The 23661-nt window shown below is 61.3% G+C and carries 23 protein-coding genes; 7 read left to right on the top strand and 16 right to left on the bottom strand.

What is annotated here, in order from left to right:
* Nucleotides 1-78 precede the first annotated feature (78 nt).
* On the bottom strand, nt 79-1239 hold the full coding sequence (locus AAC850_RS13800; protein ID WP_340589436.1) for a phosphoserine transaminase: 1161 nt from the start codon (nt 1237-1239) through the stop codon (nt 79-81).
* Between the two features lie 194 nt (nt 1240-1433).
* Here AAC850_RS13800 and AAC850_RS13805 point away from each other — a divergent pair, with 194 nt between their 5' ends.
* Nucleotides 1434-2147, top strand: a complete 714-nt coding sequence (locus AAC850_RS13805; protein WP_340589437.1) for an extensin-like domain-containing protein — start codon at nt 1434-1436, stop codon at nt 2145-2147.
* A 19-nt stretch (nt 2148-2166) separates the two neighbouring features.
* Here AAC850_RS13805 and AAC850_RS13810 read toward each other — a convergent pair whose 3' ends face one another.
* From AAC850_RS13810 to AAC850_RS13855, 10 genes are all read right to left on the bottom strand, one after another.
* Nucleotides 2167-2874, bottom strand: a complete 708-nt coding sequence (locus AAC850_RS13810) for a response regulator transcription factor (protein ID WP_340589438.1) — start codon at nt 2872-2874, stop codon at nt 2167-2169.
* Between the two features lie 194 nt (nt 2875-3068).
* Nucleotides 3069-3824, bottom strand: coding sequence for a proteasome-type protease (locus AAC850_RS13815; protein WP_340589439.1), 756 nt, complete (start codon nt 3822-3824; stop codon nt 3069-3071).
* A 44-nt stretch (nt 3825-3868) separates the two neighbouring features.
* A complete protein-coding gene (locus AAC850_RS13820) occupies nt 3869-4687 on the bottom strand; it encodes a transglutaminase family protein (protein WP_340589440.1) in 819 nt (272 codons plus the stop codon).
* Between the two features lie 18 nt (nt 4688-4705).
* The gene (locus tag AAC850_RS13825) at nt 4706-5650 is read right to left on the bottom strand and encodes an alpha-E domain-containing protein (RefSeq protein ID WP_340589441.1); all 945 of its coding nucleotides are present in this window, start codon (nt 5648-5650) and stop codon (nt 4706-4708) included.
* A 16-nt stretch (nt 5651-5666) separates the two neighbouring features.
* A complete protein-coding gene (locus AAC850_RS13830; protein WP_340589442.1) occupies nt 5667-7097 on the bottom strand; it encodes a circularly permuted type 2 ATP-grasp protein in 1431 nt (476 codons plus the stop codon).
* 71 nt (nt 7098-7168) lie between these two features.
* Complete coding sequence (locus AAC850_RS13835) at nt 7169-7903, bottom strand: esterase/lipase family protein (protein ID WP_340589444.1); 735 nt, start codon at nt 7901-7903, stop codon at nt 7169-7171.
* A 21-nt stretch (nt 7904-7924) separates the two neighbouring features.
* A complete protein-coding gene (locus tag AAC850_RS13840) occupies nt 7925-8536 on the bottom strand; it encodes a DUF3617 domain-containing protein (RefSeq protein WP_340589445.1) in 612 nt (203 codons plus the stop codon).
* Between the two features lie 19 nt (nt 8537-8555).
* Nucleotides 8556-9086, bottom strand: a complete 531-nt coding sequence (locus tag AAC850_RS13845) for a DUF3617 domain-containing protein (protein WP_340589446.1) — start codon at nt 9084-9086, stop codon at nt 8556-8558.
* Nucleotides 9087-9234: 148 nt separating this feature from the next.
* Nucleotides 9235-9801, bottom strand: coding sequence for a DUF3617 domain-containing protein (locus AAC850_RS13850; protein ID WP_340589448.1), 567 nt, complete (start codon nt 9799-9801; stop codon nt 9235-9237).
* 82 nt (nt 9802-9883) lie between these two features.
* Nucleotides 9884-10387 carry a DUF3617 domain-containing protein gene (locus tag AAC850_RS13855; protein ID WP_340589449.1) on the bottom strand — a complete coding sequence of 168 codons (504 nt, stop codon included), beginning with the start codon at nt 10385-10387 and terminating at the stop codon, nt 9884-9886.
* Between the two features lie 89 nt (nt 10388-10476).
* Between AAC850_RS13855 and uvrB the strand changes: the two genes are divergently transcribed.
* A complete protein-coding gene (uvrB, locus tag AAC850_RS13860; protein WP_340589450.1) occupies nt 10477-12663 on the top strand; it encodes an excinuclease ABC subunit UvrB in 2187 nt (728 codons plus the stop codon).
* Here uvrB and AAC850_RS13865 read toward each other — a convergent pair.
* A complete protein-coding gene (locus tag AAC850_RS13865; RefSeq protein WP_340589451.1) occupies nt 12660-13262 on the bottom strand; it encodes an SRPBCC family protein in 603 nt (200 codons plus the stop codon). The two genes, uvrB and AAC850_RS13865, sit on opposite strands and share 4 nt — an antisense overlap.
* A gap of 148 nt (nt 13263-13410) precedes the next feature.
* Between AAC850_RS13865 and AAC850_RS13870 the strand changes: the two genes are divergently transcribed.
* The gene (locus tag AAC850_RS13870; protein WP_340589453.1) at nt 13411-14004 is read left to right on the top strand and encodes a hypothetical protein; all 594 of its coding nucleotides are present in this window, start codon (nt 13411-13413) and stop codon (nt 14002-14004) included.
* Here AAC850_RS13870 and AAC850_RS13875 read toward each other — a convergent pair.
* On the bottom strand, nt 14001-15992 hold the full coding sequence (locus tag AAC850_RS13875; protein ID WP_340589454.1) for a protein-disulfide reductase DsbD family protein: 1992 nt from the start codon (nt 15990-15992) through the stop codon (nt 14001-14003). The genes AAC850_RS13870 and AAC850_RS13875 overlap by 4 nt on opposite strands.
* 48 nt (nt 15993-16040) lie before the next feature.
* On the opposite strand from AAC850_RS13875, the gene AAC850_RS13880 reads away from it, so the two are divergent.
* Nucleotides 16041-17255, top strand: a complete 1215-nt coding sequence (locus AAC850_RS13880) for an FAD-dependent monooxygenase (RefSeq protein WP_340589455.1) — start codon at nt 16041-16043, stop codon at nt 17253-17255.
* A 12-nt stretch (nt 17256-17267) separates the two neighbouring features.
* On the opposite strand, the gene AAC850_RS13885 is transcribed toward AAC850_RS13880, so the two are convergent.
* From AAC850_RS13885 to hemC, 3 genes are read right to left on the bottom strand one after another with little or no spacing between them, the layout of a single operon-like run.
* The gene (locus tag AAC850_RS13885) at nt 17268-18230 is read right to left on the bottom strand and encodes a hypothetical protein (RefSeq protein ID WP_340589456.1); all 963 of its coding nucleotides are present in this window, start codon (nt 18228-18230) and stop codon (nt 17268-17270) included.
* Between the two features lie 43 nt (nt 18231-18273).
* Nucleotides 18274-18945 (bottom strand): uroporphyrinogen-III synthase, encoded by a 672-nt coding sequence (locus AAC850_RS13890; RefSeq protein ID WP_340589457.1) that lies wholly within the window; start codon nt 18943-18945, stop codon nt 18274-18276.
* Nucleotides 18942-19871, bottom strand: coding sequence for a hydroxymethylbilane synthase (gene hemC / locus AAC850_RS13895; protein WP_340589458.1), 930 nt, complete (start codon nt 19869-19871; stop codon nt 18942-18944). The genes AAC850_RS13890 and hemC overlap by 4 nt, the downstream gene beginning before the upstream one ends.
* Before the next feature lie 44 nt (nt 19872-19915).
* Between hemC and tsaD the strand changes: the two genes are divergently transcribed.
* The 3 genes from tsaD to AAC850_RS13910 are packed head-to-tail and all read left to right on the top strand — an operon-like array spanning nt 19916 to nt 23498.
* Nucleotides 19916-20953: a tRNA (adenosine(37)-N6)-threonylcarbamoyltransferase complex transferase subunit TsaD gene (gene tsaD, locus AAC850_RS13900; protein WP_340589459.1), complete on the top strand. Its 1038-nt coding sequence runs from the start codon at nt 19916-19918 to the stop codon at nt 20951-20953.
* Complete coding sequence (locus AAC850_RS13905) at nt 20950-21945, top strand: NAD(P)H-dependent glycerol-3-phosphate dehydrogenase (RefSeq protein ID WP_340589460.1); 996 nt, start codon at nt 20950-20952, stop codon at nt 21943-21945. Before tsaD ends, AAC850_RS13905 begins: the two co-directional genes overlap by 4 nt.
* Nucleotides 21942-23498, top strand: coding sequence for a lipopolysaccharide biosynthesis protein (locus AAC850_RS13910; protein ID WP_340589462.1), 1557 nt, complete (start codon nt 21942-21944; stop codon nt 23496-23498). Before AAC850_RS13905 ends, AAC850_RS13910 begins: the two co-directional genes overlap by 4 nt.
* Nucleotides 23499-23661 lie beyond the last annotated feature (163 nt).

Raw genomic sequence — 23661 nt, forward strand, 5'->3', positions numbered from 1 at the left:
TCCCGGCAGACCGGGATCTGTCTCGTTAAATCGGGAAAATGCGCGACAACGGTCCCGGCTCCCACCGGGACATCGCTGTCAGAGGTTGCCGGCTTTCAGCTCTTCGTAAGCCCATTCGATCCACGGCAGCAGGCGCGCGATATCTTCGGATTCGAGCGATCCGCCACACCAGATGCGCAAGCTTGGCGGAGCATCGCGGTAGCCATTGAAGTCGTAACCGACATCCAGCTCTTCGAGCTTGGCGGCGATCTTCTTCGGCACGTTCGCCTGATCCTCTTGGGACAAGCCTTCATACCATTCGCCCTGGAATACCATGCACACACCGGTATTGGTGCGCTTGGCCGGGTCGCTCGCCATGTTGCGCAGCCAAGGCGTGGCCTCGATCCAGTCGGTCACGATCTTGGCGTTGGTATTGGCGCGTTCGATCATCGCCTTGCGGCCACCGATCGACTTCGCCCATTCGAGCGCCCAGATGTAATCTTCGACCGCCAGCATCGACGGCGTGTTGATCGTTGCGCCTTCGAAGATCGCGCGGTTCAGCTTGTCGCCCTTCTTCAGGCGAAACAGCTTGGGCAGCGGCCATGACGGATCGTAGCTTTCGATCCGTTCGACAGCCTTGGGGCTGAGGATCAGCATCCCGTGTTGCGCTTCGGAACCCATGACCTTCTGCCAGCTATAGGTCGTCGCATCGAGCTTCGGCCAGTCCATCTCCATCGCGAAGACAGCGCTGGTGGCATCATTGATGGTGATGCCCTTGCGACCCGGCTCGAGCCAGTCGGTGTCGGGAATCTTCGCGCCCGAAGTGGTGCCGTTCCAGGTGAAGACGACATCGTTTTCCTGGGGAATCTGCGAGAAGTCTGGCACTTCGCCGTAATCGGCTTCGAGGACTTGAAGGTCTTTCAGCTTGAGCTGTTTGACCGCGTCCTGGATCCAGACATTACCAAAGCTTTCCCACGCCGCGACGGTCGCTGGCCCAGCGCCCAGCATCGTCCACATCGCGCATTCCAGCGCGCCGGTATCGGATCCCGGCATGATGCCGATCAGGTAATCATCGGGAACTTCCAGAAGCTCACGAGTCAGATCGATCGCGTATTTCAGGCGACCCTTGGCATATTTGGAGCGGTGCGAACGGCCCAGGCTCTTGGTGCTGAGCTTGTCAGCCGACCAGCCGGGAGGTTTGCAGGTGGGTCCGGACGAAAAAAACGGACGCTCCGGACGAAGCGTTGGCATATTACTCATGTATTCTCTCCTTACAGAGAGCACGCGCGGCGTTGGGACCGCGTGGCCCGTCGGCGGCCCTAGAGCCATCGTGAGCCAAGTCAAACGCTAATGAAGTTGCAATTGTAACGATCAAGGGTTTTGCAGGTGGTTTCGGTTGCGTTAACTATAGGTGCGGCATCGATATTAACCAACGTAAGGTCATGTTGTCTGCCATGAAACACGCGATTGTCTTGAGCTTCCTTAGCCTTGCCGTGGCAGGCTGCTCGGTCTTGCCCGCATCGGGCAATAATGGCGCGCAACGCAATTCCTCAGCGGATCGCACTGCCGTTGCAGCTCCGGTTCAGCCCCGATTTGCTGCCGCATCGCCGGTGATCGCCAGCCCCGCAGCAGCACAATGCTTCAATCGGCTGGGTTCGGCAGGCGTGCAATTCGATCCGCTGCCCGACCAGTATTTGGGCGATGGATGCAGCACGCTGGGCGCGGTCCAGATGCACGCCTTGCAGGGCGATGACGGGCGACTGGATGTCAGCAACCTTGGCCCGGTGACTTGCCCCGTCAGTTCGGCTTTCGCCGCTTGGGCGCGCTTCGGTGTGGACCGTGCGGCGCGCGAGGTTTTCGGCACGCCGCTCGCCAATATCCAGACCATGGGCAGCTATTCGTGCCGCAATATTGCTGGCTCATCGCGCCGGTCTGGCCATGCGAGTGCCGCAGCCATCGACATCAGCGGTTTCGTGTTGGCCGACGGGCGCCGCATCAGCGTGCAATCAGGCTGGAACGGCTCGGCACAGGAGCGCGAATTCCTGCGGTTGGTGCAACGCAGCGCATGTCGCCGCTTCGGCACCGTTCTTGGACCCGATTACAATGCCGCCCATCGTGACCATTTCCACGTCGAGGGCGTGATCGACGGAAATTCCTACTGCCGTTAGCCGGCAGGCAAAGTGACCTCTATCGAGCGGTACGCGGCGGGATCAGCACCTGTTCGATGAACATGGGTGCTGCAGAGGTATTTCCCGCCGCGCTCTTGGCGGCAGCTTCCCGGCGCTTCTTTGCCACCAGCCCCGCTTCCAGCCGCACCCGTACTGCCTCGGCCGCGTGACTCGCCCCCAGCTTGTCCATCATGTTGGCGCGATGGATTTCCACCGTGCGCGGGCTGATGTCGAGTTCTCGGGCGATGGCCTTGTTCGAGCAGCCTTCGGACAGCCAATCGAGCACTTCACGCTCGCGCTTCGACAGGCCCGATATTCGCCGGCGGGCGTCGATCAGGCGGCGGCGTGCCTCGGCATGACGGCCCGCGTCGGTATGAACGTGAGCAACCATGCGGCGCAATTCTTCTTCTGTCAGCGGTAGCGTCAGGAAATCAAGCGCACCTACCTGGATCGCTTGCACCACCTCTTCCAACGCCGGGTCCTCGCGCGCAGCAACCAGCGGAATCCAGATACCGCCGTCGGCAAGCTGTTCGAGCAGGTCGCGAATGCCGTCTGCCAGCGCATCTTCCGAGGCGATGATGACCCCGTCATGCGGCGGCCGGTCGAGCAGTTCGACAAGATCCGAATAGACTTCGGCATGATGTCCCATTGAAAGGACGAGTCTGGATTGGGCGGCGCGCGAGCGGCTGTTGCCGCCGACGATATGCATTGTGATACGCTGTTCCATGCCTTTAACTTTGGCTGGAAATTCTGGAGTTTACATTCCGTATTACTACGGAAGTCCACCTATTGCGCGGCCATGAATCGGTAATCCGGCGCAGTTCCGCGGGAAACTTATCTCCATATTGGAGAGAAAAGACGCGAACAAATCCCTATCGGAATCTGCGTAAGAGGCCAGATCAACGGAATCCGAACAAATAGCTACGTAGTTTTACTGGGTTGGTGGAAACTGTAATCCGGAAGCGAGTGGAATGCGCTTCGCAACGCCTCGCTCCAACTGCTCGAAATGGCATCGAAATAGGGATCGGTGTGTTCGATCCTGCGCTCGTGCACCGGCTCGAAATTATCCTTCTCGATTACCAGGAGGTCCAGCGGGAGCCCGACCGAAAGATTGGCCTTCAACGTGGAATCAAAGCTGACCATCAACAGCTTGGCTGCATCTTCGAAGCTCATGTCCCTGTCGTAACCGCGCAGGATGATCGGACGGCCATATTTCGTCTCCCCGATCTGGAAGAACGGAGTGTCGAAGCTGGCTTCGATGAAATTGCCTTCGGGGTAGATCATGAAGAGACGTGGCTCCATCCCGTTGATCTGTCCGGCAAGGATGATCGACGCGGTAAAGCGGCCCTTTCCGCGCGTGCCATTTTCGGCCTGCGTTACGGCGATTGTCTCGCGCAGCAGCTTGCCGACCTCGATCGCGACCTGAAACATTGTGGGCAGGTCGAGCAGGCCGTTCTGGCGGTCCTGCGGGGCCTTGGAGCGTTCCTCGAGCAAGCTGATCACGGCCTGCGTGGTGGCGAGATTGCCCGCTGTCATTACCGAGATGATGCGCTGGCCGGGTACCGACCAGGTAAACATCTTGCGAAATACGGAGATATTGTCGACGCCCGAATTGGTGCGGGTGTCGCTCATCAGTACGAGGCCCTTGTCGAGAACCATGCCAACACAATAAGTCATTAAATCTGCCTACTCCGGGTAGTCTGCATCCGCCAATAGAGACGCTATTGCTGGTCCACCATCTGCTGTTCCACAGCCAGGTTGACTGACAGGTCTTCCCGCTGCGATCCGTAAGAAATGCCGGTTATCGGCGCGGCATCGCGATAGTCGCGCCCCGTCGCCACGCGCACATAGCGCGGGTCAGGACTGATGCCATTCGAAATATCGAAACCAACCCATCCCAGCCCCTGGACGAACGCCTCTGCCCACGCATGGGTCGCTTCCTGCTCGATACGGTCGTTCATCATCAAATAGCCGCTCACGTAGCGCGCCGGGATTTCGAGGCTGCGGGCGGCGGAAATGAATATATGAGCATGGTCCTGGCACACGCCCGCGCCGTTCGTTGCGGCTTCTTCTCCGGTCGTGGTAACCCGCGTGGTTCCAGTGCGGTAATCGACGTGGTCACGGATGACGTTGGAAAGGTTGTGCAGCGTATCGACCATTCCGGTTTCGCTGCGCTCTACCTTCGCGATCAGGGATTTGATCTTCGGCCCCGGCTTGGTGAGGCTCGTTTGGCCGAGAAATGTCCAGAGCGGCAAATGCCCGGCATGTTTGCCGATGACGCCTGCATTGTCTTCGGTATCGACCCTGCCGCGGCAAGTCACCACGACTTCGCGCGTGCTCTCCTCGACAGAGATCAGGTTGACGTGGTTGAAGTTCTGGTCGTCGAAGACAAGCTCTTCTCGCGCACCTTCGAGCTCCATTTCCCATTCGAGGATCTTCTGGCCCTGCGTTTCCTTCGGCGTCAGCCGCAGGCGCTGGATACCGTAGGAAACCGGCTCATCGAAGCGATAGCGCGTGGTATGACGGATAGAGAGGCGCATTTGTTTCGTCCTCCTCGTTCAGGCCGTGAACCGGTAATCGGTTGCAATAGCTTCGGCGAGCAAGCGATTGTCGGCGATGAATTCCAGCAGGAACTGGTGCAGCCCCTGATCGAAGATGTCGTCGACGCTCTTGTCGACCAGCTTCATGTCGGCAGCGCGCATCTGCTCCTGCGCCTTTCCGCTCTCGCCGTGCAGCTTGGCCAGATCGAACAGATTCGAGCGCATTTCCGCGTAACAGAAGGCAAGGCTGCGCGGGAAACGGGCGTCGAGGATCAGGAACTCTGCGATGGAACGCGCACTCATCTGGCCGGCATTGAGCCAGCGATAGGCACGCTCTGCCGAAAGCGACCGCAGCACGCTGTCCCATTGACCGCTGTCGAGCGGCGTTCCGACATAGGAAAGCGAAGGCAGCAACAGGTAGTATTTGACGTCGAGAATACGCGCCGTGCTGTCGGCGCGTTCGAGAAATGTGCCCAACCTGGCGAAAATATACGTCTCGTTGCGCAGCATCGAGCCATGCGTGGCGCCGCGCGCAAGCGTGCTTTCGCGCCGCACCGCCGCCAGCACCGGGTTGAGGTTGCTCTCGCGCACCGGACGGCAAAGCAGCTCGCGAAGGGTCATCCAACCTTCGTTGACCGCTTCCCAGACTTCCATCGTGATTGCAGAGCGGCAGACGCGGGCGTTCGTGCGAGCGCCCTCCATCATCTGCAGCACGCTTTCAGGATTATGTTTCGACCGCAGCACGAAATCGCACACGCTCGCGCCGGTATAGTCGTCGTGGATCGCCTCGTATGCCTTGCGCAGACCAAGTGTGGTAAGAACCGATTTCCACTCCTTGCTGGCCATGTCCGCGCCGCGGGTGAGCGTCATCCGGTGGCCCGCTTCGAGCAGGCGCGCAGTATTTTCGGCCCGCTCGAGATAGCGGTACATCCAGAAGATGCCGTTGGCGACGCGGCCTAACATGGGGACGCTCCACCCATCAGTCGTCCAGCACCCAGCTGTCCTTGGTGCCGCCACCCTGGCTGGAATTGACGACCAGCGAGCCTTTTTCCAGCGCCACGCGGGTCAGTCCGCCAGGCGTGATGTCGACCCCTTCGGGAGAGCACAGCACGAACGGACGCAAGTCGACGTGGCGCGGCGCGAGGCCGGACTTGGTGAAAATCGGACAGGTCGATAGCGCCAGCGTCGGCTGCGCGATGTAATTGTCGGGGTCCGCTTCCAGCTTGTGACGGAACTCGGTAATTTCCTTCTTGGACGATGTCGGGCCGATCAGCATTCCATAACCGCCCGAGCCGTGGACTTCCTTCACGACCAGTTCTTCAAGGTTTTCCAGAACGTATTTGAGGCTGTCAGGATCGGCGCAGCGCCAGGTATCGACATTGGGAAGCAGCACTTTCTCGCCAGTGTAGAATTCCACGATGTCGGGCATGAAGGAATAAATTGCCTTATCGTCGGCAACGCCTGTGCCCGGCGCATTGGCGATCGTGATCCGTCCTGCCCGATAGACATCCATGATCCCAGGAATGCCAAGCACACTGTCGGGATTGAAAGTGAGCGGATCGAGGTATTCGTCATCGACGCGGCGATACAGCACATCGACCTGTCGATAACCGACAGTGGTGCGCATCTGCACCCTGCCATCGACGACGCGAAGATCGCTGCCTTCGACCAGCTCCGCACCCATCTGGTCAGCCAGGAAGGCGTGTTCGTAATAAGCCGAATTGTAGATGCCCGGCGTCAGCACGGCGATGGTCGGCTTGTCCTCGATGTCTTCGGGAGCACATGCAGCCAGGCTATGCGCCAGCCGGCGCGGATAGTCCGACACGGGGCAGACGTTCACCCTGCTGAACAGCTCGGGGAACATCGCCATCATCGTTTCGCGGTTTTCCAGCATGTAAGAGACACCGCTGGGCGTGCGCGCATTGTCTTCCAGTACCAGGAAGTCATCCGGCCCGGTGCGGACCAGGTCGATGCCGGTGATGTGGGTGTAGACACCGCCCGGCGGGGTGAAGCCGACCATTTGCGGCAGCCAGGCAGCATTCTGTCGGAACAGACGCTCAGGCAAACGGCCGGAACGGATAATTTCCTGTCGGTGATAGAGATCGTGCATGAAGGCGTTCAGTGCCCGCACGCGTTGTTCGATACCCTTCGAAAGCCGACGCCATTCGCCGCCGGTGATGATGCGCGGCACCATGTCGAACGGAATCAGTCGCTCTTCGGCGTCATCCTCTCCATAGACATTGAAGGTAATGCCCGTCTTGCGGAAAAAGCTCTCGGCTTCCTTCGTCTTGCGACGCATCAGGCCTTCGTCCTGTTCGGACAGCCAATCCTGATATCCCTGATAGGCTTCGCGCACCGAACCGTCCGGAGCGTGCATCTCATCGAATTTGGAAGGCTGGGAAGCGCTCATGAACCCCTTTGTCCGGTATGGCGCAGCATGCACGGCCTGTGCATTTCCCCACGCGTCACTCCAATCAAAGGTTAGCTTGCCGCACGGTTCCCGTCACCCTGCAATTCATCGAGCAAAGCTTTTATGCAATCAGGCGAATTTGGAAACATCAGGTGTGAGCATCGTAGTGCTACAGCGCGGTCCCGCTCGCCCGGCTCACCACATGCTGCACGGCGCGATATCACGCCATCACGCGGACTCCAGAAAGCCACGGTTTCGACCGGCGGTTTGGCGCTGATTTCGGTGCTTATCGGCGGAGCATCGACAGTATGCCCGGCGACCAACTGATACGGTCGCCAGATGTTGTTCGAATAGGGCGAGTGGCTGAACGGCGAACCCATCGTAATGACCTTTGCCACGCAATCAGGATTGATCTTGGCAACTTCTCGCGCAACCACGCCGCCAAGGCTCCAGCCGATCAGCACTACCTTCTGCCCGTATCGCTCGCACACCTCGCAAATGCGCGCGGAAAGCAGGTCGAGTGTTTCGGGCGTCGGCCCAAGGTTGTGGCCCAGCCCCCAGCGCTTCACCTTGTGCCCTGCGCGTTCAAGCTGGGTAGCGAGATAGCGCATCCTGTTCGGCCCCGTGGCGAAACCGGGAAAAAGGATCACAACGCGCGGATGATCGGCTTTTGCGACGGAAAGCTCGGGACGCAAACGCCTGACCACCGGATCCGCAAAGGACAGTAGCTCGGCGAAGAAATAGCGTAGCGGCGGACGGTGAGCGTGGTCCGGCGTGGTGCCTCGCAAAAGGCGAAGGCGCTTCATCAACCGGACGGCCATCGAGTGCTAGTCTCGTTCAGCGGCAGGCGCGTTGATGGCGGATTGTTCGTCGGCATCACATTCTCCGACCCGCTCCATCAGCATCCGCATTTTCATGCGCATCTTGCCCATGTCTGCGGCCTGCATCTGCATGGTCATCAGCATGTCCATACCGCCCTCGCCAGCCGTGCCGGTGAACCGTGCGTTCATTGCTTCCCCGCCCGACGGCTGGGTGCACTGAATCGCCGTGTCGAAGGAGTCGCCAACGATGCGCGAATAATTGGTCGTGCAATCTTCTCCGCCAAATTCTTCGCGCCAGTTCGAGCGATCCGGCGGGCCCGCGAGGCAGGTATAGTTGACCTCAGGCTCCATAACTTCCCGCATCGCGTCAGCCATGCCTTGTCCGTCCTTATCGCCTTCGAGACCGGGAAAACTCATCTCCTCGATCGTGAAGGTCATGCGATATCTGCCGGGCAGCGGGTCCGTCTCTATGAAATCGGGCCAGGGAAAATCCTCGCCGTTATCCTGAGCCGGGTCGACCGCCTCCCTATTTGGCACGGCCTCCTGAGCGGAAATGGCAACGACAGGCGCGACTATTGCGGTTGCGATGAGCGGAATGAATATTGCTGGACGGTTCATGCCGTCCAGCTTGGCACAATTACCCGCAGGAATCGCCTGTTTTTTCAGCGACAACCTGCAACCGCACGGTTCCTTCGCCGGCCGCTGTCGGGAAGGCATAGGTCATGGTGAGGTTGGAGCCCTCTTCAGCCGATCGGCCACCGATTTCGACGCGGCCGTCAAAACTTTCGTCGGACGAACACGCCATCACACCGGTCAATTCGGTGCCTTCGGCGTTGAAGCTCGAAAGCGTGCAATCGGCTTCCACCATGTCTGAAAGCCATTGCTCGCGCGTGGTTTCTTCGGTCACGCAATATAGGTGCGGGTCCTCCGCGCCCTCGTTGAACGCGGCGCGCATGTCCGCAATGCTGCCCTCGGTCATGCCGGGTGCATCCAGTTCCACCAGCGATTCGCGGGTCGAATATTCGCCGGGCAGCGGCATGATGCCATTGTCCGCGATAGCGGCATCGACGTCGCCCGCGGCCAAATCACCTTCGGCGGCTGGATCTTTCTCACACGCGGCCAAGGCAATCGCGGCAAGAAGTGGAAGGGCATGGAACGCGCGCATCATATTTCCCCGTTATTCGGGCGGCATGGAGCCGCCGGGCATCGGGAGATAACTATATGCGTGCGATGGCGATGCCAATTGCGGGCGCCCTTGATTTAGCGGCTGCGTCCCATTGTGGAGCATCCCGCGCATGAACCCCTACCGCGCCCGTTCAGCCCGCGGCTTCGCTTTCAGCCGAGCAATCGCCGACACGTTCGGTCTGGTTACGGATTACCATGCGCATGGCTCTACCCTGCGTTGCATCGTTCATGTCCATCGATACGGTCATATCCTGGCTGGTCTCGGTCACCGTTCCGGCAAAATGCACTGTGCCCGAACTGCCTGAATTGTCGTCACACGACATGGTCGCATCAAGCATGTCGCCCGATACGGTAAATTCGCTGAATGCGCAGTCGTCGGGCAGGTCCTGCATGGCGGAAAGGAAATCGTCGAAGCCCTTCTCGGCCTGTTCTTCGGTAATGCACATGGTCTGTGTCTGCGCCGCGCCCATTTCCATGAAACCGCGCATCATCTCGACCTCTTCAGCCGGAGCGCCGGGCAGGTCGAATTCCACCAGTGTACCTGTGGTGCGATATTCGCCTGGCTGCGGTGTGGGCAGGTTTTCCGAAGCAGCGGCAAGCTGTTCGGGATCGCTGGGATCGTCGACCGTGGTTTCGGAATCGCCGCACGCCGCGAGGGCCAGCGCCGAAGTGGCGATCAGAACTGTCGAAAAACGCATGATATTTTCCCCCGTTTAGGATTCGCCACGCATGGTGACGTATCGCGGCGCGGGGGGCAAGCGCGCATCACCACCGCGTTGCTCAGCAATCGCCGATGCGGGTCCCTTCCTGCACCGCGATCATCTTGAGCACGTGAGGGGTAGCATCGCCCGGAAGCGTGATCGTGCCTTCCATCGTTACCACATCACGGCTCGAAGTCTCGTCGAAGCGGGAATAGCCGGTTAGCGAAGGTGTGTAGCTGCCACCAGCCTGCTCGATCGTACAGATGCCGGCATATTCGGCGCTATCGCCATCATGCGTGTAGGTCTCCAGCTCGCACATCCCGCCGGTGCGGTTGGCGATATCGTCACTCTGCCAGTCGGCATCGGTATAAAGCGGCTCTCCGCAGCGGGTCTCGGTACCTTCGAAATTGCGCAGTTCAGCGGGTATCTGGTCTGCCGAGAATGTCATCCCGTCAAGCGTCACGCTGTCGAGTGTCTTGACCAGTTGCCATTCACCGCGCAGCGGCACGTTATCGGGGTTATCTCCGAAACATCCGGAAAGCAGCGGCAAGGCCAGCAACAAGGCGATTCTGGTACGCGGCACGATGTTCCCCTCCGATTACTCGACCAGTGCCATAGCAAAAATCCGGTAAAAATTTGCCGAACCCGACCAGGTTCCCCATATCACCGCGCATGGCAGAATTGGTAATCAGGCGCGGGCTGGAAGAGCCTGACACGACAGGCGAATTTACCCCCCACAAACCCGCGCGTCCGGAAAAGTCCCTGCCGGGCAAGAAGTTCAAGCTCGTCTCCGACTATGAACCGGCGGGCGATCAACCGACTGCCATTTCCGAACTTGTCGGCAGCGCAAAGGAGGGTGAGCAAACGCAGGTCCTCCTCGGCGTGACTGGCAGCGGCAAGACCTTCACCATGGCCAAGGTGATCGAGGAATTGCAGCGCCCCGCCCTGATCCTTGCCCCCAACAAGATCCTCGCCGCGCAGCTTTACGGCGAGTTCAAGAGCTTCTTCCCGGAAAACGCGGTCGAGTATTTCGTATCCTATTACGACTACTACCAGCCCGAAGCCTACGTCCCGCGCTCCGACACCTATATCGAGAAGGAATCTTCGGTAAACGAAGCCATCGACCGGATGCGCCACTCGGCCACACGTTCGCTGCTGGAGCGGGACGACGTGCTGATCGTGGCATCGGTTTCGTGCCTCTACGGTATCGGCTCGGTCGAAACCTATTCGGCGATGATCTTCGACATCAAATCGGGCGACAATGTCGACCAGCGCGAATTGATCCGCAAACTCGTTGCCCTGCAATACAAGCGCAACGACACTGCCTTTGCGCGCGGCTGCTTCCGTGTGCGTGGTGATAATCTGGAGCTGTTTCCCAGCCATCTCGAAGACACCGCCTGGCGCATAAGCTTCTTCGGTGACGATATCGAGGAAATCAGCGAATTCGACCCGCTGACCGGCAAGAAAGGCGAGAAGCTGGAGAAGGTGCGCGTCTATGCCAACAGCCACTATGTGACTCCCGGCCCGACGATGAAACAGGCGGCGCAAGCGATTAAATTCGAGCTGACCGAACGGCTCAAGGAATTGCACGAGGAAGGCCGATTGCTCGAAGCACAACGGCTCGAGCAGCGCACCAATTTCGATCTCGAGATGATCGCCGCAACGGGTAGCTGCAACGGGATCGAAAACTACTCGCGGTTCCTGACCGGCCGCCTTCCCGGCGAACCACCGCCAACCTTGTTCGAATATCTGCCCGAGAACGCGCTGCTGTTCGTCGATGAGAGCCACCAGACGGTGCCGCAGATCGGTGCGATGGCGCGCGGAGACCATCGTCGCAAGCTTACGCTGGCCGAGTATGGCTTCCGTCTGCCTTCGTGCATCGACAACCGTCCGCTGCGCTTCAACGAATGGGACGCAATGCGTCCGCAAACCTTTGCCGTCTCGGCCACTCCGGGCAAATGGGAGATGGAACAGACCGGCGGCGTGTTTGCCGAACAGGTCATCCGCCCCACCGGGCTGATCGATCCGCCGGTCGAGATCAAGCCGGTCGAGGACCAGGTGCAGGACTGCATTGCCGAGTGCAAGGCGACGGCTGCCAAGGGCTATCGCACGCTCGTCACCACGCTCACCAAGCGCATGGCCGAGGACTTGACCGAGTTCATGCACGAACAGGGCGTGAAGGTCCGCTACATGCATTCCGATGTCGAGACGCTGGAGCGTATCGAGCTGATCCGCGACTTGCGGCTTGGTGTTTATGACGTGCTAATCGGCATCAATTTGCTTCGCGAAGGCCTCGACATTCCCGAGTGCGGGCTGGTGGCCATTCTCGATGCGGACAAGGAAGGCTTCCTTCGCTCCGAAACCTCACTCATCCAGACCATCGGCCGCGCGGCGCGCAACGTGGATGGGAAAGTCATCCTTTATGCCGACCGGATCACGGGCAGCATGGAGCGCGCCATGGCGGAAACCGAACGCCGCCGCGAAAAACAGCGCGCCTATAACGAGGAGCACGGCATTACGCCGACCACGATCAAGCGCGCCATTGCGGATATCGTGGCGCACACGGCATCGCAGGACGGGGTGACGGTTGGCACTGGCGATGACGAAGTAAACAACCTCGTCGGCCACAATTTGCGCGCCTATATCGAAGACCTCGAAAAGCGCATGCGCGCAGCCGCCGCCGATCTCGAATTCGAGGAAGCCGGAAGGTTGCGCGACGAGATACGTCGGCTCGAAGCGGACGAGTTGGGGATTCCCGATCCTGACAAGAAAGCACCCATCGTCGGGCGATCAAATGAGGGCAAGCCAGGCACACGCAAGATGCGCTATGGCCGAACGCAGCGCAAGATGGGGCGCTAGTTCGCAGAGGCCTCGCACGCAGGCCAGACTTGCTCCCCGTCAAGGGCGCGTATGAGCTGACCGAAGCTCCACTCGTTTCCGGCGATGAAGAAGCCGATCACCTGCTCCCATTCTTCGCCCGTGCCATAACCAAGGCCCCAGCTGGTCACGCGCGTCTGGCCCTCGCCAAGAGCCTCGAACTCGATCAGGTTGGCCATATCGGGCGAGCGCTCGAGAATGGCCTCATTCATCCACGCTGCATCGCTACTGGCTGACAGGTCGGTTTGCAGGATCAGGAAACGCTCGGGCACGAGATTGACGATATCCAGCGTGATCGTGCCGCTATCCTGCGTTGTTGCACAGGCGTTGTAGTTCGTACTGATCGTGCCGCCAGATCGCAGGTCCACTTCGGCCACAGGAGCCATCCAGCTCGCAGCTCCTTCCGATGTGGTGAAGCGCGACCAAACTTCATCGACTGGAGCATCCAATACCAGCGATTGCATGAGCGCCTGCTCCCCTTCAGCAACGGGGACAAGCTGCGAAACCGGCTCCGCATCCTGTGCCCATGCGCCCCCGCTGCAAGAAAGCACGATTGCAAGGGATCCGAGAAGATCTTTCATCCAACACTCCTGTCGTTCAGGGAAGGCTTAGCAGCCTAACTCAGCCAAGGGCAAAAAAGCCTTGGTGGTGATCATGTCATTCAGCTCACAAGGCAAAAGATCAACGCGCCTCTTGATCGCTATCGAAAGACTGCGCATTGGCGCAAGGATGCAATCGAAGGCTTTCCTGATCCTGCTGCTGACTCTGGCCGCTTGCGGACAGTCGAGCGAGCCTGCGCCCGAACCGCAACGGATCGCGCTCGAAGCGGCGGACTCGCGTGAGGCCATCGCCTACCCTTCGCCCGATACGTCAGACGCCTTCTGGACTGTATCGGAAACCGGTCAGGCGATCCGCTTCGGCAATGCGGATGAAAGCCCCTTGCTGACCCTTGGTTGCAATTTGCAGTCCACACCGATCGAACTCGTCATCGTGCGCCACGCCGATGCGCTCCCCGGCCAGAGCGCGCTATTTCCTTTTGTCGGGAACGGGATGCGCAGCCGGTTTTTCGCCGACACAAAGCTCGTCGATGGTGAATGGCGCTGGGAATCGCGCTTGCCGGTGGGCGATCCGCAGCTCGATGTGTTCGCCGGAACGCGCGACCTGACAGCGACCTTGCCGGGGCGCGGTATGCTCGAAATCAAAGGTAGCCGGATCCCGGGAGAATTTCTCGACTGGTGCCGCGCAGGCGGTCGCCCGGCAGTTCCGGACAATGCGACAGATGAGACGGATGAAACTGCTGAGGGTGAGCCAGTCGAAGGCTAACCCCCAGCCCGCTCCAACAGGATGTCCGGTGTCAGCACCTGCGGCAGTTGCTCGCCTTCCCCGCCAGCCGGATACCACACATACAGCGGGACGCCGGCTGCGCCCCATATTTCGAGATAGCGCGTGATAGCGGGATCGGCGCGCGTCCAGTCGCCGCGCATCGCCACGACGCCCGCCTGATCGAACGCGGCGCGCGTGGCCTCGCGCTCGATGGCGATACTCTCGTTGACCTTGCAGGTGACGCACCAATCGGCGGTGAACCACAGGAACACCGGCCGGCCCGATGCCCGCGCTTCAGCAAGCGCTGCTTCGCTGTAGGGCGTGGGATCAAGCACGCTTTCGACCGCGGCAGAGGCCTGCTCTTCGACACGGAACGGCAGCGCTACGAGGAAATAGGCGGGGATCACCAGCAACAAGGCCTGCATCGGGCGCGAAGCACGGCCCAGAGAGGCAAACAAGATCGTGAGGGTCACGCCAGCACCTACGGCGGTGAAGGCAAAGTGCGCTCCGCCAACTCGCCAGGCGAGCCATACCAGTGCCAGCCCGGTCAGCCCCATGGGTATCGCCATGATCTTGCGGAACCGTTCCATCCAACCACCAGGCTTCGGCAGGCGGGATCGCAGCGCAGGAATATAGCCAAGCAGCAGGAACGGCAGTGCCAGTCCCAATCCCAGCGCGGCAAACAGAAGCAATGCCTGCGTCACCGGCAGCAGCAGCGCCGCACCGAGGGCTGCCGCCATGAATGGTCCCGTGCACGGCGTTGCGACGACAGCGGCAAGCAGCCCGGTGGCAAACGCGCTCCCCTGTCCGCCGGTGCGGATCGGCATCATGGGCAATTCGAACAGGTCTGCGAGATTGGCAGTGATCAGCGTCACCAGCACAAGCAGCCCGGCAACCACCAACGGTTGCTGCAACTGGAAAGCCCAGCCCACCTGTTCACCGGCCGCCCGCAGCGCCAGCATCAAGGCACCAAGCGCCAGCACGGCGAGCATGACGCCGGCAGTGTAGGCAAGTCCTTCGCGCCGCGCCTGCATCTTGCTCTCCCCGGCACGCGCCAGAGTCAGCGCCTTGAGGCTGAGGATCGGGAAAACGCAAGGCATCAGGTTGAGCAGCAGCCCGCCAAGCAGGGCGCCGCCCAGAAGCAGGAGAAGCGGCGCGTTGGTGCCGCTGGTACGCAAGGCAGTGCCGCCAGTCGGCACCTCGCCTTGTGCAGCCACGAACTGCACGCCCGCACCCTCTGTCCCGAAAGCGAGAATGCCGGATATCTCGCCCGCTTCATCACGCAATCCGCCGCGCGGAATTTCAACAACAAGCAGATCGCCTTCGCGCACGAAAGTCTGCACTCCGCCATAGTCCACCACGTCACGCTGCTCGATAAAGACGTGCGGATTGTTAATGGAAAGCTCCGCTGGCAAGGGGATCGCAATGCGCAGCCGCTCCTGCGTCAATGCGAATGTCCCGGCCTGGTCGATCATCGGCGGGATGGCTGCGCGATGCGCGTCGAACTGCACGCGCTGGGCGTCGCTTTGCTGTGGATAGCGCAAGGTGAGCGTCGCACCTTCGGGCACGCACAACTCGTCCGAACAGGCCAGCCACAAGGCATCGAGCGTGATCGGCGCGATGTTCTGCACCGCCGCGCCTGCAGGCACCTCTATCGGGACCAACACCGCGTAATCACGTTCGTACGCATGGTTCACGATGCCGAACAGGTTCAGCACCTCTGGCACCGGGTAGCGCGGCTCTCCCGCTTGCCAGCCTTCGGGCAGGGTCCAATCAAGCTCCATGCCCAGCCCGGCCTCGCCAGGGTTCGACCAATAGCCGTGCCAGCCTTCCTTCGGGCGAAAACGTAGCGCGACCGTCAGCGTTTCTCCGGCTTGCGGCTGGCTCTCGGCAACGAGGTCTGCGGCGATGTAGTTCTCGCGCTGTGCGGCAAGCGGCGCGGCAAGGATTGCGCATCCCAGCACCAGCATGGCTGCGAGATACCGCATAAGAGAGAGGCTTGCCTGCATTACCGGCTCCACCTAGGAGCGAGGGCGATGGCAGACAAGCGCGAACTCCTCATCCTCGGCGGCGGTCTCGTCGGCATGACACTGGCCCTTGCAGCGGCACGAAAGGGCATCTCGAGCCACGTCGTCGATCGCGCCGATCCCGCAGAACTGACCGGCGAAGGCTATGACGGGCGCGCCACCGCCGTTTCCACGGCGAGCTGGAACCTGTTCAGGAACATCGGACTTGCTGACCGGCTGGAACCGCACGGGTGCCGGATCGAGAATATCGCTGTTACCGACGCGATGCGTCCCGGCAGGATCGATTTCCAGCCCGAGCCGCACGAAGGCACGCTTGGCCGGATGTTCGCCAATCGCGAGCTTCGCCTCGCCCTTTTCGAAGCGGCCAAGGACGAAAAGCTGATCAACTGGCACGCCAGCGCCAATGTCGTTGCGCGCGAGCGCGGCGAGCATGGCGTTTCGGCGACGCTGAAAGATGGCACCGTGCTTGAAGCGAGCCTGATGGTCGCAGCAGAGGGACGCGGTTCGCCCACGCGTGACGATGCGGGGATTGCGCTTGCCAAATGGGATTACAGCCACCGCGCGATCATCCAGGGCCTCATCCACGCTAAGCCACACGGCGGAACGGCGTGGGAAATCTTCTACCCGGCAGGGCCCTTCGCGCTGCTGCCCCTGCTCGATGATGCCGAAGGCAATCACCGCTCTGCGCTGGTGTGGACCGTGGACGAGACGGATGCTGCCGGTATGCTCAAACTCGGCCCACGCGGCTTCCTGGCCGAGGTCCAGAAGCGCATGGACGGTCTTTACGGCACGATCTCGCTCGATGGCGACCGCAGCTCCTATCCACTGGGATTTCACCACACGGCCAAGATCGTCGATCACCGTCTGGCGCTGGCAGGCGATGCTGCGCACGGAATTCACCCGATTGCCGGACAGGGATTCAATCTGGGCCTGCGCGACGTCGGCGCGCTCGTAGAGGTTATCGCGGAGGGAATGCGCCTGGGTCTCGAGCCCGGCGACGCACAGATCCTTGCACGATACGAGAAATGGCGCGGGCTGGATTCCTTCATGGTCGCACTCGCAACCGACGGGCTTACACGACTGTTCGGAATTCCCGGGAAAGCTCCGAGCGCCGTGCGCCGGCTTGGCATGGCAGGCGTGCAGCGGATGCCTGCGCTCAAACGCTGGTTCATGGACGAGGCACGTGGGATGAGCGGCGATCTGCCCGAATTGCTGAAAGGCTAGGGCTCCAAGCGCCTACTGACGCTGGTTGCCCGCCGGGCTGCGCTGTTCGACCGGACGCCCTTCACCATCGCGCAGTTCGCGTGGATCTAGAACGGCCGCCGTTTCCAGCGTTTCAAGCGCACGCTGCGCAGCGGCATAGCGTTCTGCGGCATCCAGCCAATCCTGTGCGACAGCCGCGTTGGGCAGGTTTCGCACTTCGGAGACTGCCGCCTCTATCCGTCCGCTTTCGAGGAACAATCGCGCACGTTCAAGACGACGTTCGGCAACGGGTGAAGCGGTATCTTCACGTCGCACCACGAACAGTTCGGACAATTCGCGTCCGATGCGCGTGAAAACGCCTTCTCCCGCCGGTGCGTCGGTGAGCGAGGGAGCAAGCCCTTCGAGCTGGGCCAGCAACTGATCGAGTGTGATGGGCGATTGCGAAGCGTCGATCACGATCTGCACCGCGTTGGGCCGGTCTTCGCCGAAGCGCAGTCGCAACTGGTCTGCCAAATAGCCGAGCGGCCGCCCGCGTTCAATTGCCCGCCTGCTGGCGAAAGCGATCAACAAGGCTTCGGCGCGCGCAGCATTGCCCGCCGCGGCCTGTGATTGCAGGTCGAGCTGGGTAAGACGCTGTTCCATCGCGACAATCCGGCTGTCGAGGCCGCCTTGCTGTTCGACTACCTGTTCCACCTGCTGGACCGCCTGACGCGCCTCTTCAGCCGCGCCTTCCGGAGACGGTGCAGGTGTTGGCTCCCCTGCATCTTCGCTGGTATTGGAAAGCGCTGCCTCTTCAGACGAGCCACCCTCTCCGGCTTCACTACGGATGCTGAAAAGCCCTCCCGTGCTGTCGTCACCCGTCAAAAGCCATGTCCCTGCCACTCCGAGCAGGAAGGCCGCGCCAAGCGCAATCAATATCGGGCGCATAGTCTGCGTCTGCCGCCGCGTACTCGCGGGGGTAAAGTCGTAGCCTTGCTCCATAGTGTCCTTCTGCAAGCCGATCCCGGCAGTTAGCCCACCTGCATTCGAGCATTTTACATTAATGGCACATGTTTTGCGCCAAAGACAACAATGCAGCGTCATCCGGCTGTGGAGCGGATTGGCAATCGCGCCATCCGCCGCCAGCAGCTTCGGCGACACGCGGGCCGATACATGCGAGCGCTATACGCGACTTGTCGAGCCCGCGGCGATCGCATTCGTCCGCAAAATGCCGTGCTGCGGCTGCCGAATGCAGCAGGACGAGAGGTTCTGCCGCGCGAAGCGATACCTCGTCGCTGCCGGATAGTGGCAGAGCGCGCACATCGTATACGATATAGGTGGTGACGGTCACGCGCTTGGGCAAGTCGAGCGGCACATGTTCCGCGCCCGCAAGCCGGAGGAAATGCATCTCACCCTTCAAAGCATTGACGAGCGCCTGCAAGCCACCAGAGCCCGTTTCTGCCACGGTGAAACCCGCTTCGCGCGCGGCGCTCGCCGTGGCATCTCCGACAGCATGTACAGGCAGGTCGGCAAACCCTTCCAGGGCCGCGCCGCCGTGGCGGATTGCGTTGGCGCTGCCCAGCAGGAGCGCGTCGAAAGCCTGCGCATCAGGTGCATCCCAGGCCACGGGCACGACTTCGAACAGCGGCCTCCCCAGCACGGCCATGTTGAGGTCGCGTGCGGCTTGCAGTGTCGATTGCAGGCCCGGCTCGGGACGTATCGCGAAGATCATGTCTGGCCGCCAAACAAAGTTCGGATGCCGGGTGTGGCCCTTTCGAGAAGGTCGGCTGCGAGCTTTGCCGGGCTGGCAAGGTCACCCGCACCGAAGCGTGCCTCTCCTTCCACCTTTTCCACGCCGTCGCTGCTGAAAATCGCTGCGCGCATCGAAAGCTCTCCTTCGGCATGATCGCAAATGACGGCGATGGGCGAATGGCAATTTCCGCCGAGAGCAAGCAACAGAGCGCGTTCTGCCATGACTTCCGCGCGGCTGGGAACGTGATCGAGCGGCGCGAGCAGTTCGCGGGTTCGCGCATCTTCGGTGCGGCATTCGAGCGCGATTGCGCCCTGCGCGGGGGCAGGCAGCCATTCGTGCTGGTCGAGTGCATGGCCGACATCATCCTGCCCGAGCCGGGATAAACCTGCAGCGGCAAGGAAAGTCGCGTCCGCCTCCCCCGCCTCGAGCTTGCCGAGCCGCGTGGCTACGTTGCCGCGGAAAGTCACGACTTTGCAATCCGGGCGCAGGTTGAGCAATTGCGCGGCCCGGCGCGGGGCGCTGGTGCCGATGATCGCGGCTTCGGGCAAAGCGGCAATACTGACCGCCCCGATCAACCGGTCACGCTTGTCCGCACGCGGCAGGATCACGGAAAGCAGCAGGCTGTCCGGCCGGATTGTTTCGACATCCTTGAGCGAATGGACTGCTGCATCGATCTGGCCCTCGGCGAGCCATTCGTCGAGCTCCTTCGTCCACAACGCCTTGCCGCCAATTTCGGCGAGCGGGCGATCCTGCACTTTGTCTCCACTCGCCACGACAGGCACCAGTTCGACGGCAGAATCGGGCCATCCATGCGCTTCGCACAGGCGACGTCGGGCTTCCTCGGCCTGCACCATGGCAAGCGGCGAGCGGCGCGTTCCGAGTTTCAGGAAAGGGGCGTCGGGCATCGGTTCGCTTGCCCTAGCGGCCCCTTCCGCTAAGGGAAAGTGCCATGACGCTGGTCCTCGGAATAGAAAGCTCTTGCGACGAAACCGCAGCCGCGTTGGTTACGGGCGACCGCGCAATCCTGGCGCAGGCCATCGCCAGCCAGGAAGCCGAACACGCGCCCTATGGCGGCGTCGTCCCTGAAATCGCCGCACGCGCCCATGCCGAAAGGCTGGCTCCCCTGATCGAACAGGTTCTGCGCGAGGCCGATGTGACGCTGGCCGATTGCGATGCGATTGCCGCGACCGCCGGCCCCGGTCTGATTGGCGGCGTGATCGTCGGTCTTGTTACGGCGAAGGCGCTGGCGATGGCGTCCAACAAGCCGCTGCTGGCGATCAATCACCTTGAAGGCCACGCGTTATCACCCCGCCTTGCCGATCCGGCGCTTGAATTTCCCTATGCGCTGCTGTTGGTAAGCGGTGGTCATTGCCAGATCCTGCGGGTCGAGGGCGTGGGGAAATACCAGCGGCTCGCCACTACGATCGACGATGCGCTGGGCGAGGCTTTCGACAAGACCGCGAAGATACTCGGACTCGGCTATCCCGGCGGTCCGGCTGTCGAGAAGCTGGCGATTCAGGGCGATCCAAATGCAGTCCCGCTCCCGCGTCCGCTCAAGGGCAGCAAGGAACCGCATTTCAGCTTTGCCGGATTGAAGAGCGCAGTGCTGCGCGCTCATCAGGCAGGCGAGCACGATGACGCCGATATTGCCGCAAGCTTCCAGCAGGCCGCGCTCGACTGCATTCTCGACCGGACGCGGCGGGCGCTCGCGTCGATGGAGCCTGTCACCGCGCTGGTTGTCGCTGGAGGAGTTGCCGCGAACCAGACCATTCGCGGGGGGCTGGAACAATTGGCAGCCGAGTTCGACCTGCCTTTCACCGCGCCGCCACTCGCCCTATGCACGGACAATGCCGCGATGATCGGCTGGGCGGGTATTGAACGGCTGGCAGCCGGTTTTGCACCTGATCCGCTCGACCTGAAGGCTCGGCCGCGTTGGCCACTCGATCCCGATGCAGTCCCGGCACGCGGGGCAGGAGTAAAGGCATGACCAATCCGACGATCGGCGTTGTAGGAGCAGGCGCGTGGGGCACGGCGCTGGCGCAGGCGTTGGCATCCGATGGCCGCGAGGTGAAGCTGTGGGCATTGGAGGATGGGCTGGCCGACACCATCAATTCCACCCATCGCAACGAACTCTACCTGCCTTCTGCGGAACTGGCCGAATCGATCGAGGCGACAGGCGATCTCTCCGAGATGGCGGCTTGCGACATGCTGCTGCTCGTCACTCCGGCACAGCATATGGGTTCGACGCTGGAGAAGCTCGGCAGCTTCCCGCGCGATCTGGTGCTGTGCTCCAAGGGCATCGAAGCGAGCAGCGGGCGCATGATGCACGATGTCGCGCAAGACGCTGCGCCAGATAGTGACATCGCCGTTCTATCTGGCCCAACTTTCGCGCATGAAGTAGCAGCGGGCCTTCCCTGTGCCGTGACGCTGGCTTGCGGCGGCGGCGAGGCGCAGTGGGACCGCATCAGCCCTGCCATCGCACGCCAGAATTTCCGGCCTTATTACTCGGACGATGTCGTGGGTGCAGAAGTGGGTGGCGCAGTGAAGAACGTGCTCGCCATCGCTTGCGGCGTGGTTGACGGTCTTGGCCTGGGCCAGAACGCCCGCAACGCCCTGATCACACGCGGCTTTGCCGAGATGTTGCGCTTCGGCGTGTCGCTGGGGGGCAAGCCCGAAACGCTGAACGGCCTGTGCGGACTGGGCGACCTGGTGCTGACATGCTCTTCCACCTCGAGCCGCAATTTCTCGCTCGGCAAGTCGCTGGGCGAAGGCATGAGCGCCGACGAGGCTTTGGCTGATAAGCGCACCGTTGCCGAAGGCGCGCACACCGCTCCGGTATTGCGCGACCTCGCGAAGAAGCACGGCGTGCAAATGCCGATTACCGAAGCGGTAAATCACCTGCTTGATGGGCGCAGCGCACGCGATGTGGTCGCCGAATTGCTCGCCCGTCCGCTCAAGGCAGAGGGCCACACGCGTTGAGCGAACCCGCCAAGCCTGCCAGCGGACCTGACGAGAACAGCGATGACATGAATGCGCTGGTCAAGGGTGGGCGCACGAACACGCTGGGCTTCGTGCTTCGCCTGATCGGCGGCATCCCTTTCCTGTTTATCGGCTATCGCCTCTACGGCGTCGAGGAAATGGGCCGATTTGCATCTGCCGTGGTGGTGATCGAGCTGTTCGCGCTGATCTGCGCTCTCGGTGAGAAGCGCGGCCTTGCCCAGCGATTGACCCAAGGTGCTCAGGACCACGCCTCGAAGCGGGTGAACCTCGTATTCGATGCCATGCTGGCGTCGCTGATCGTGTCGGCGGTTGTCGTTACGCTGCTCGTGATCTTCCCTTATCCCATTTTCCCAAACGGGACGTCCGGGCGCTGGGACATGCTAATTATCGGCGCGATCCCGGCTTTCGCACTCACCGAAATCCTGCTCGCCGCGCAGGCCTATCGCTTCGATATCGCCACGACCGTTCGCGCACGCGCAATCGTCGAGCCATGGACACGCTCGCTCGCCGTGGTGGCGTTCTTTTTCATTCCCGGATTACGCGATGGCGGCGTTGCACTCGCCTATCTTGCAGCGATCTATGCTGCGCTGCTGACAGCGATCTGGCCGTTCGTACGCACGTACGGCTTGCCCATGGGCTGGCGACCAAGCCCGCATTATCTGGTGCGGCTCGTCAGCCAGGCCTTCCCGCTTGCCGGAGCCGATGTGATCGAACGGGGTACGCGGCTGATCGACGTTTTCCTGCTGGGCCTGTTTACATCGCCGACAGCGGTCGGGATCTATTACTTTGCCAAGGAAGTCGCGAGCCTGCCGCAGAAGCTGAAAACCAGCTTCGAACCCGTCCTTTCGCCCGTCATCACCAAGAACCTCAAGACCGGCAATTACGCCGCCATTGCCGCGCAGGTGCAACAGGTGGGGTTCTGGATCATTGCCTTGCAATTGGGCATCGCACTGGCGCTGGCAATACCCGGTGAAGCAGTGATGGGCCTTGGCGGTCCGGCGATCGTCGGCGGCACCGCCGCGCTCGGCCTGCTGCTTGTTGCGGAAGCCGTGGCGTCAATGGCCGTCGTTTCGGAGGGTGTACTCGTCTACATCGCGAAGAAGCGCAATCTGGCGATCTCCATCGCGGTCATCGTATTGCAGGCCGTGCTAACAGTCGGCTTCATCCTGTTTGCGCGCAGCAGAGGTCTGGAGGAAGGCTATTTCGCTGGGGCCGCGGCAATGGCTCTGTTGCTGGCGCTAGGCTTTTCCAGCCTGGTAAAGGCGCTGCTGCTCAAATCACTGCTCAAGGCTCCTGTCGGCAATCTGCGCTGGGCGCTGGTGTGGGCCACCGGCGCGGCGGTCCTTGTGGGACAGGCCGCCATTCTCCTGCCGGAGTGGGCCGAGCTGGTATTCGGCATTCCGGCAATCATCGGTGTCTATGGCTGGGTCATCTGGACACGCGGTTTCGGGCCCGAGGACCGGGTCTTGTTCAAAAAGGCCGATCCCACGGCGGAGGATGACAAAAGCGCACCCTCCATCACGCCGTCCTGAATCGCAGCCACCTCGATAAACTACTGATAACACGATGCAAATACCCTCGCGCTTGACTCATGCCCCATTTTCGCCCTAATTCCGCCTTAATTCTGCCATAATTCATCTGTTGTTAATGTTATATCATCCCATTTGCTGATGCCGTCTGTTTCGGCGGCGCATG

It is taken from the genome of Erythrobacter alti (genome assembly GCF_037996805.1).
In the GTDB taxonomy this organism is placed as follows: Bacteria; Pseudomonadota; Alphaproteobacteria; order Sphingomonadales; family Sphingomonadaceae; genus Alteraurantiacibacter; species Alteraurantiacibacter alti.

Coding starts and splice junctions, on each gene's coding strand:
- AAC850_RS13850 (WP_340589448.1), bottom strand. CDS start 9,801: ATGCGTTTTTCGACAGTTCTGATCGCCACTTCGGCGCTGGCCCTCGCG.
- AAC850_RS13830 (WP_340589442.1), bottom strand. CDS start 7,097: ATGAGCGCTTCCCAGCCTTCCAAATTCGATGAGATGCACGCTCCGGAC.
- AAC850_RS13880 (WP_340589455.1), top strand. CDS start 16,041: ATGGCAGACAAGCGCGAACTCCTCATCCTCGGCGGCGGTCTCGTCGGC.
- tsaD (WP_340589459.1), top strand. CDS start 19,916: ATGACGCTGGTCCTCGGAATAGAAAGCTCTTGCGACGAAACCGCAGCC.
- AAC850_RS13875 (WP_340589454.1), bottom strand. CDS start 15,992: ATGCGGTATCTCGCAGCCATGCTGGTGCTGGGATGCGCAATCCTTGCC.
- AAC850_RS13800 (WP_340589436.1), bottom strand. CDS start 1,239: ATGAGTAATATGCCAACGCTTCGTCCGGAGCGTCCGTTTTTTTCGTCC.
- hemC (WP_340589458.1), bottom strand. CDS start 19,871: ATGCCCGACGCCCCTTTCCTGAAACTCGGAACGCGCCGCTCGCCGCTT.
- AAC850_RS13825 (WP_340589441.1), bottom strand. CDS start 5,650: ATGTTAGGCCGCGTCGCCAACGGCATCTTCTGGATGTACCGCTATCTC.
- uvrB (WP_340589450.1), top strand. CDS start 10,477: ATGGCAGAATTGGTAATCAGGCGCGGGCTGGAAGAGCCTGACACGACA.
- AAC850_RS13810 (WP_340589438.1), bottom strand. CDS start 2,874: ATGGAACAGCGTATCACAATGCATATCGTCGGCGGCAACAGCCGCTCG.
- AAC850_RS13890 (WP_340589457.1), bottom strand. CDS start 18,945: ATGATCTTCGCGATACGTCCCGAGCCGGGCCTGCAATCGACACTGCAA.
- AAC850_RS13835 (WP_340589444.1), bottom strand. CDS start 7,903: ATGAAGCGCCTTCGCCTTTTGCGAGGCACCACGCCGGACCACGCTCAC.
- AAC850_RS13845 (WP_340589446.1), bottom strand. CDS start 9,086: ATGATGCGCGCGTTCCATGCCCTTCCACTTCTTGCCGCGATTGCCTTG.
- AAC850_RS13870 (WP_340589453.1), top strand. CDS start 13,411: ATGCAATCGAAGGCTTTCCTGATCCTGCTGCTGACTCTGGCCGCTTGC.
- AAC850_RS13805 (WP_340589437.1), top strand. CDS start 1,434: ATGAAACACGCGATTGTCTTGAGCTTCCTTAGCCTTGCCGTGGCAGGC.
- AAC850_RS13840 (WP_340589445.1), bottom strand. CDS start 8,536: ATGAACCGTCCAGCAATATTCATTCCGCTCATCGCAACCGCAATAGTC.
- AAC850_RS13815 (WP_340589439.1), bottom strand. CDS start 3,824: ATGACTTATTGTGTTGGCATGGTTCTCGACAAGGGCCTCGTACTGATG.
- AAC850_RS13820 (WP_340589440.1), bottom strand. CDS start 4,687: ATGCGCCTCTCTATCCGTCATACCACGCGCTATCGCTTCGATGAGCCG.
- AAC850_RS13865 (WP_340589451.1), bottom strand. CDS start 13,262: ATGAAAGATCTTCTCGGATCCCTTGCAATCGTGCTTTCTTGCAGCGGG.
- AAC850_RS13905 (WP_340589460.1), top strand. CDS start 20,950: ATGACCAATCCGACGATCGGCGTTGTAGGAGCAGGCGCGTGGGGCACG.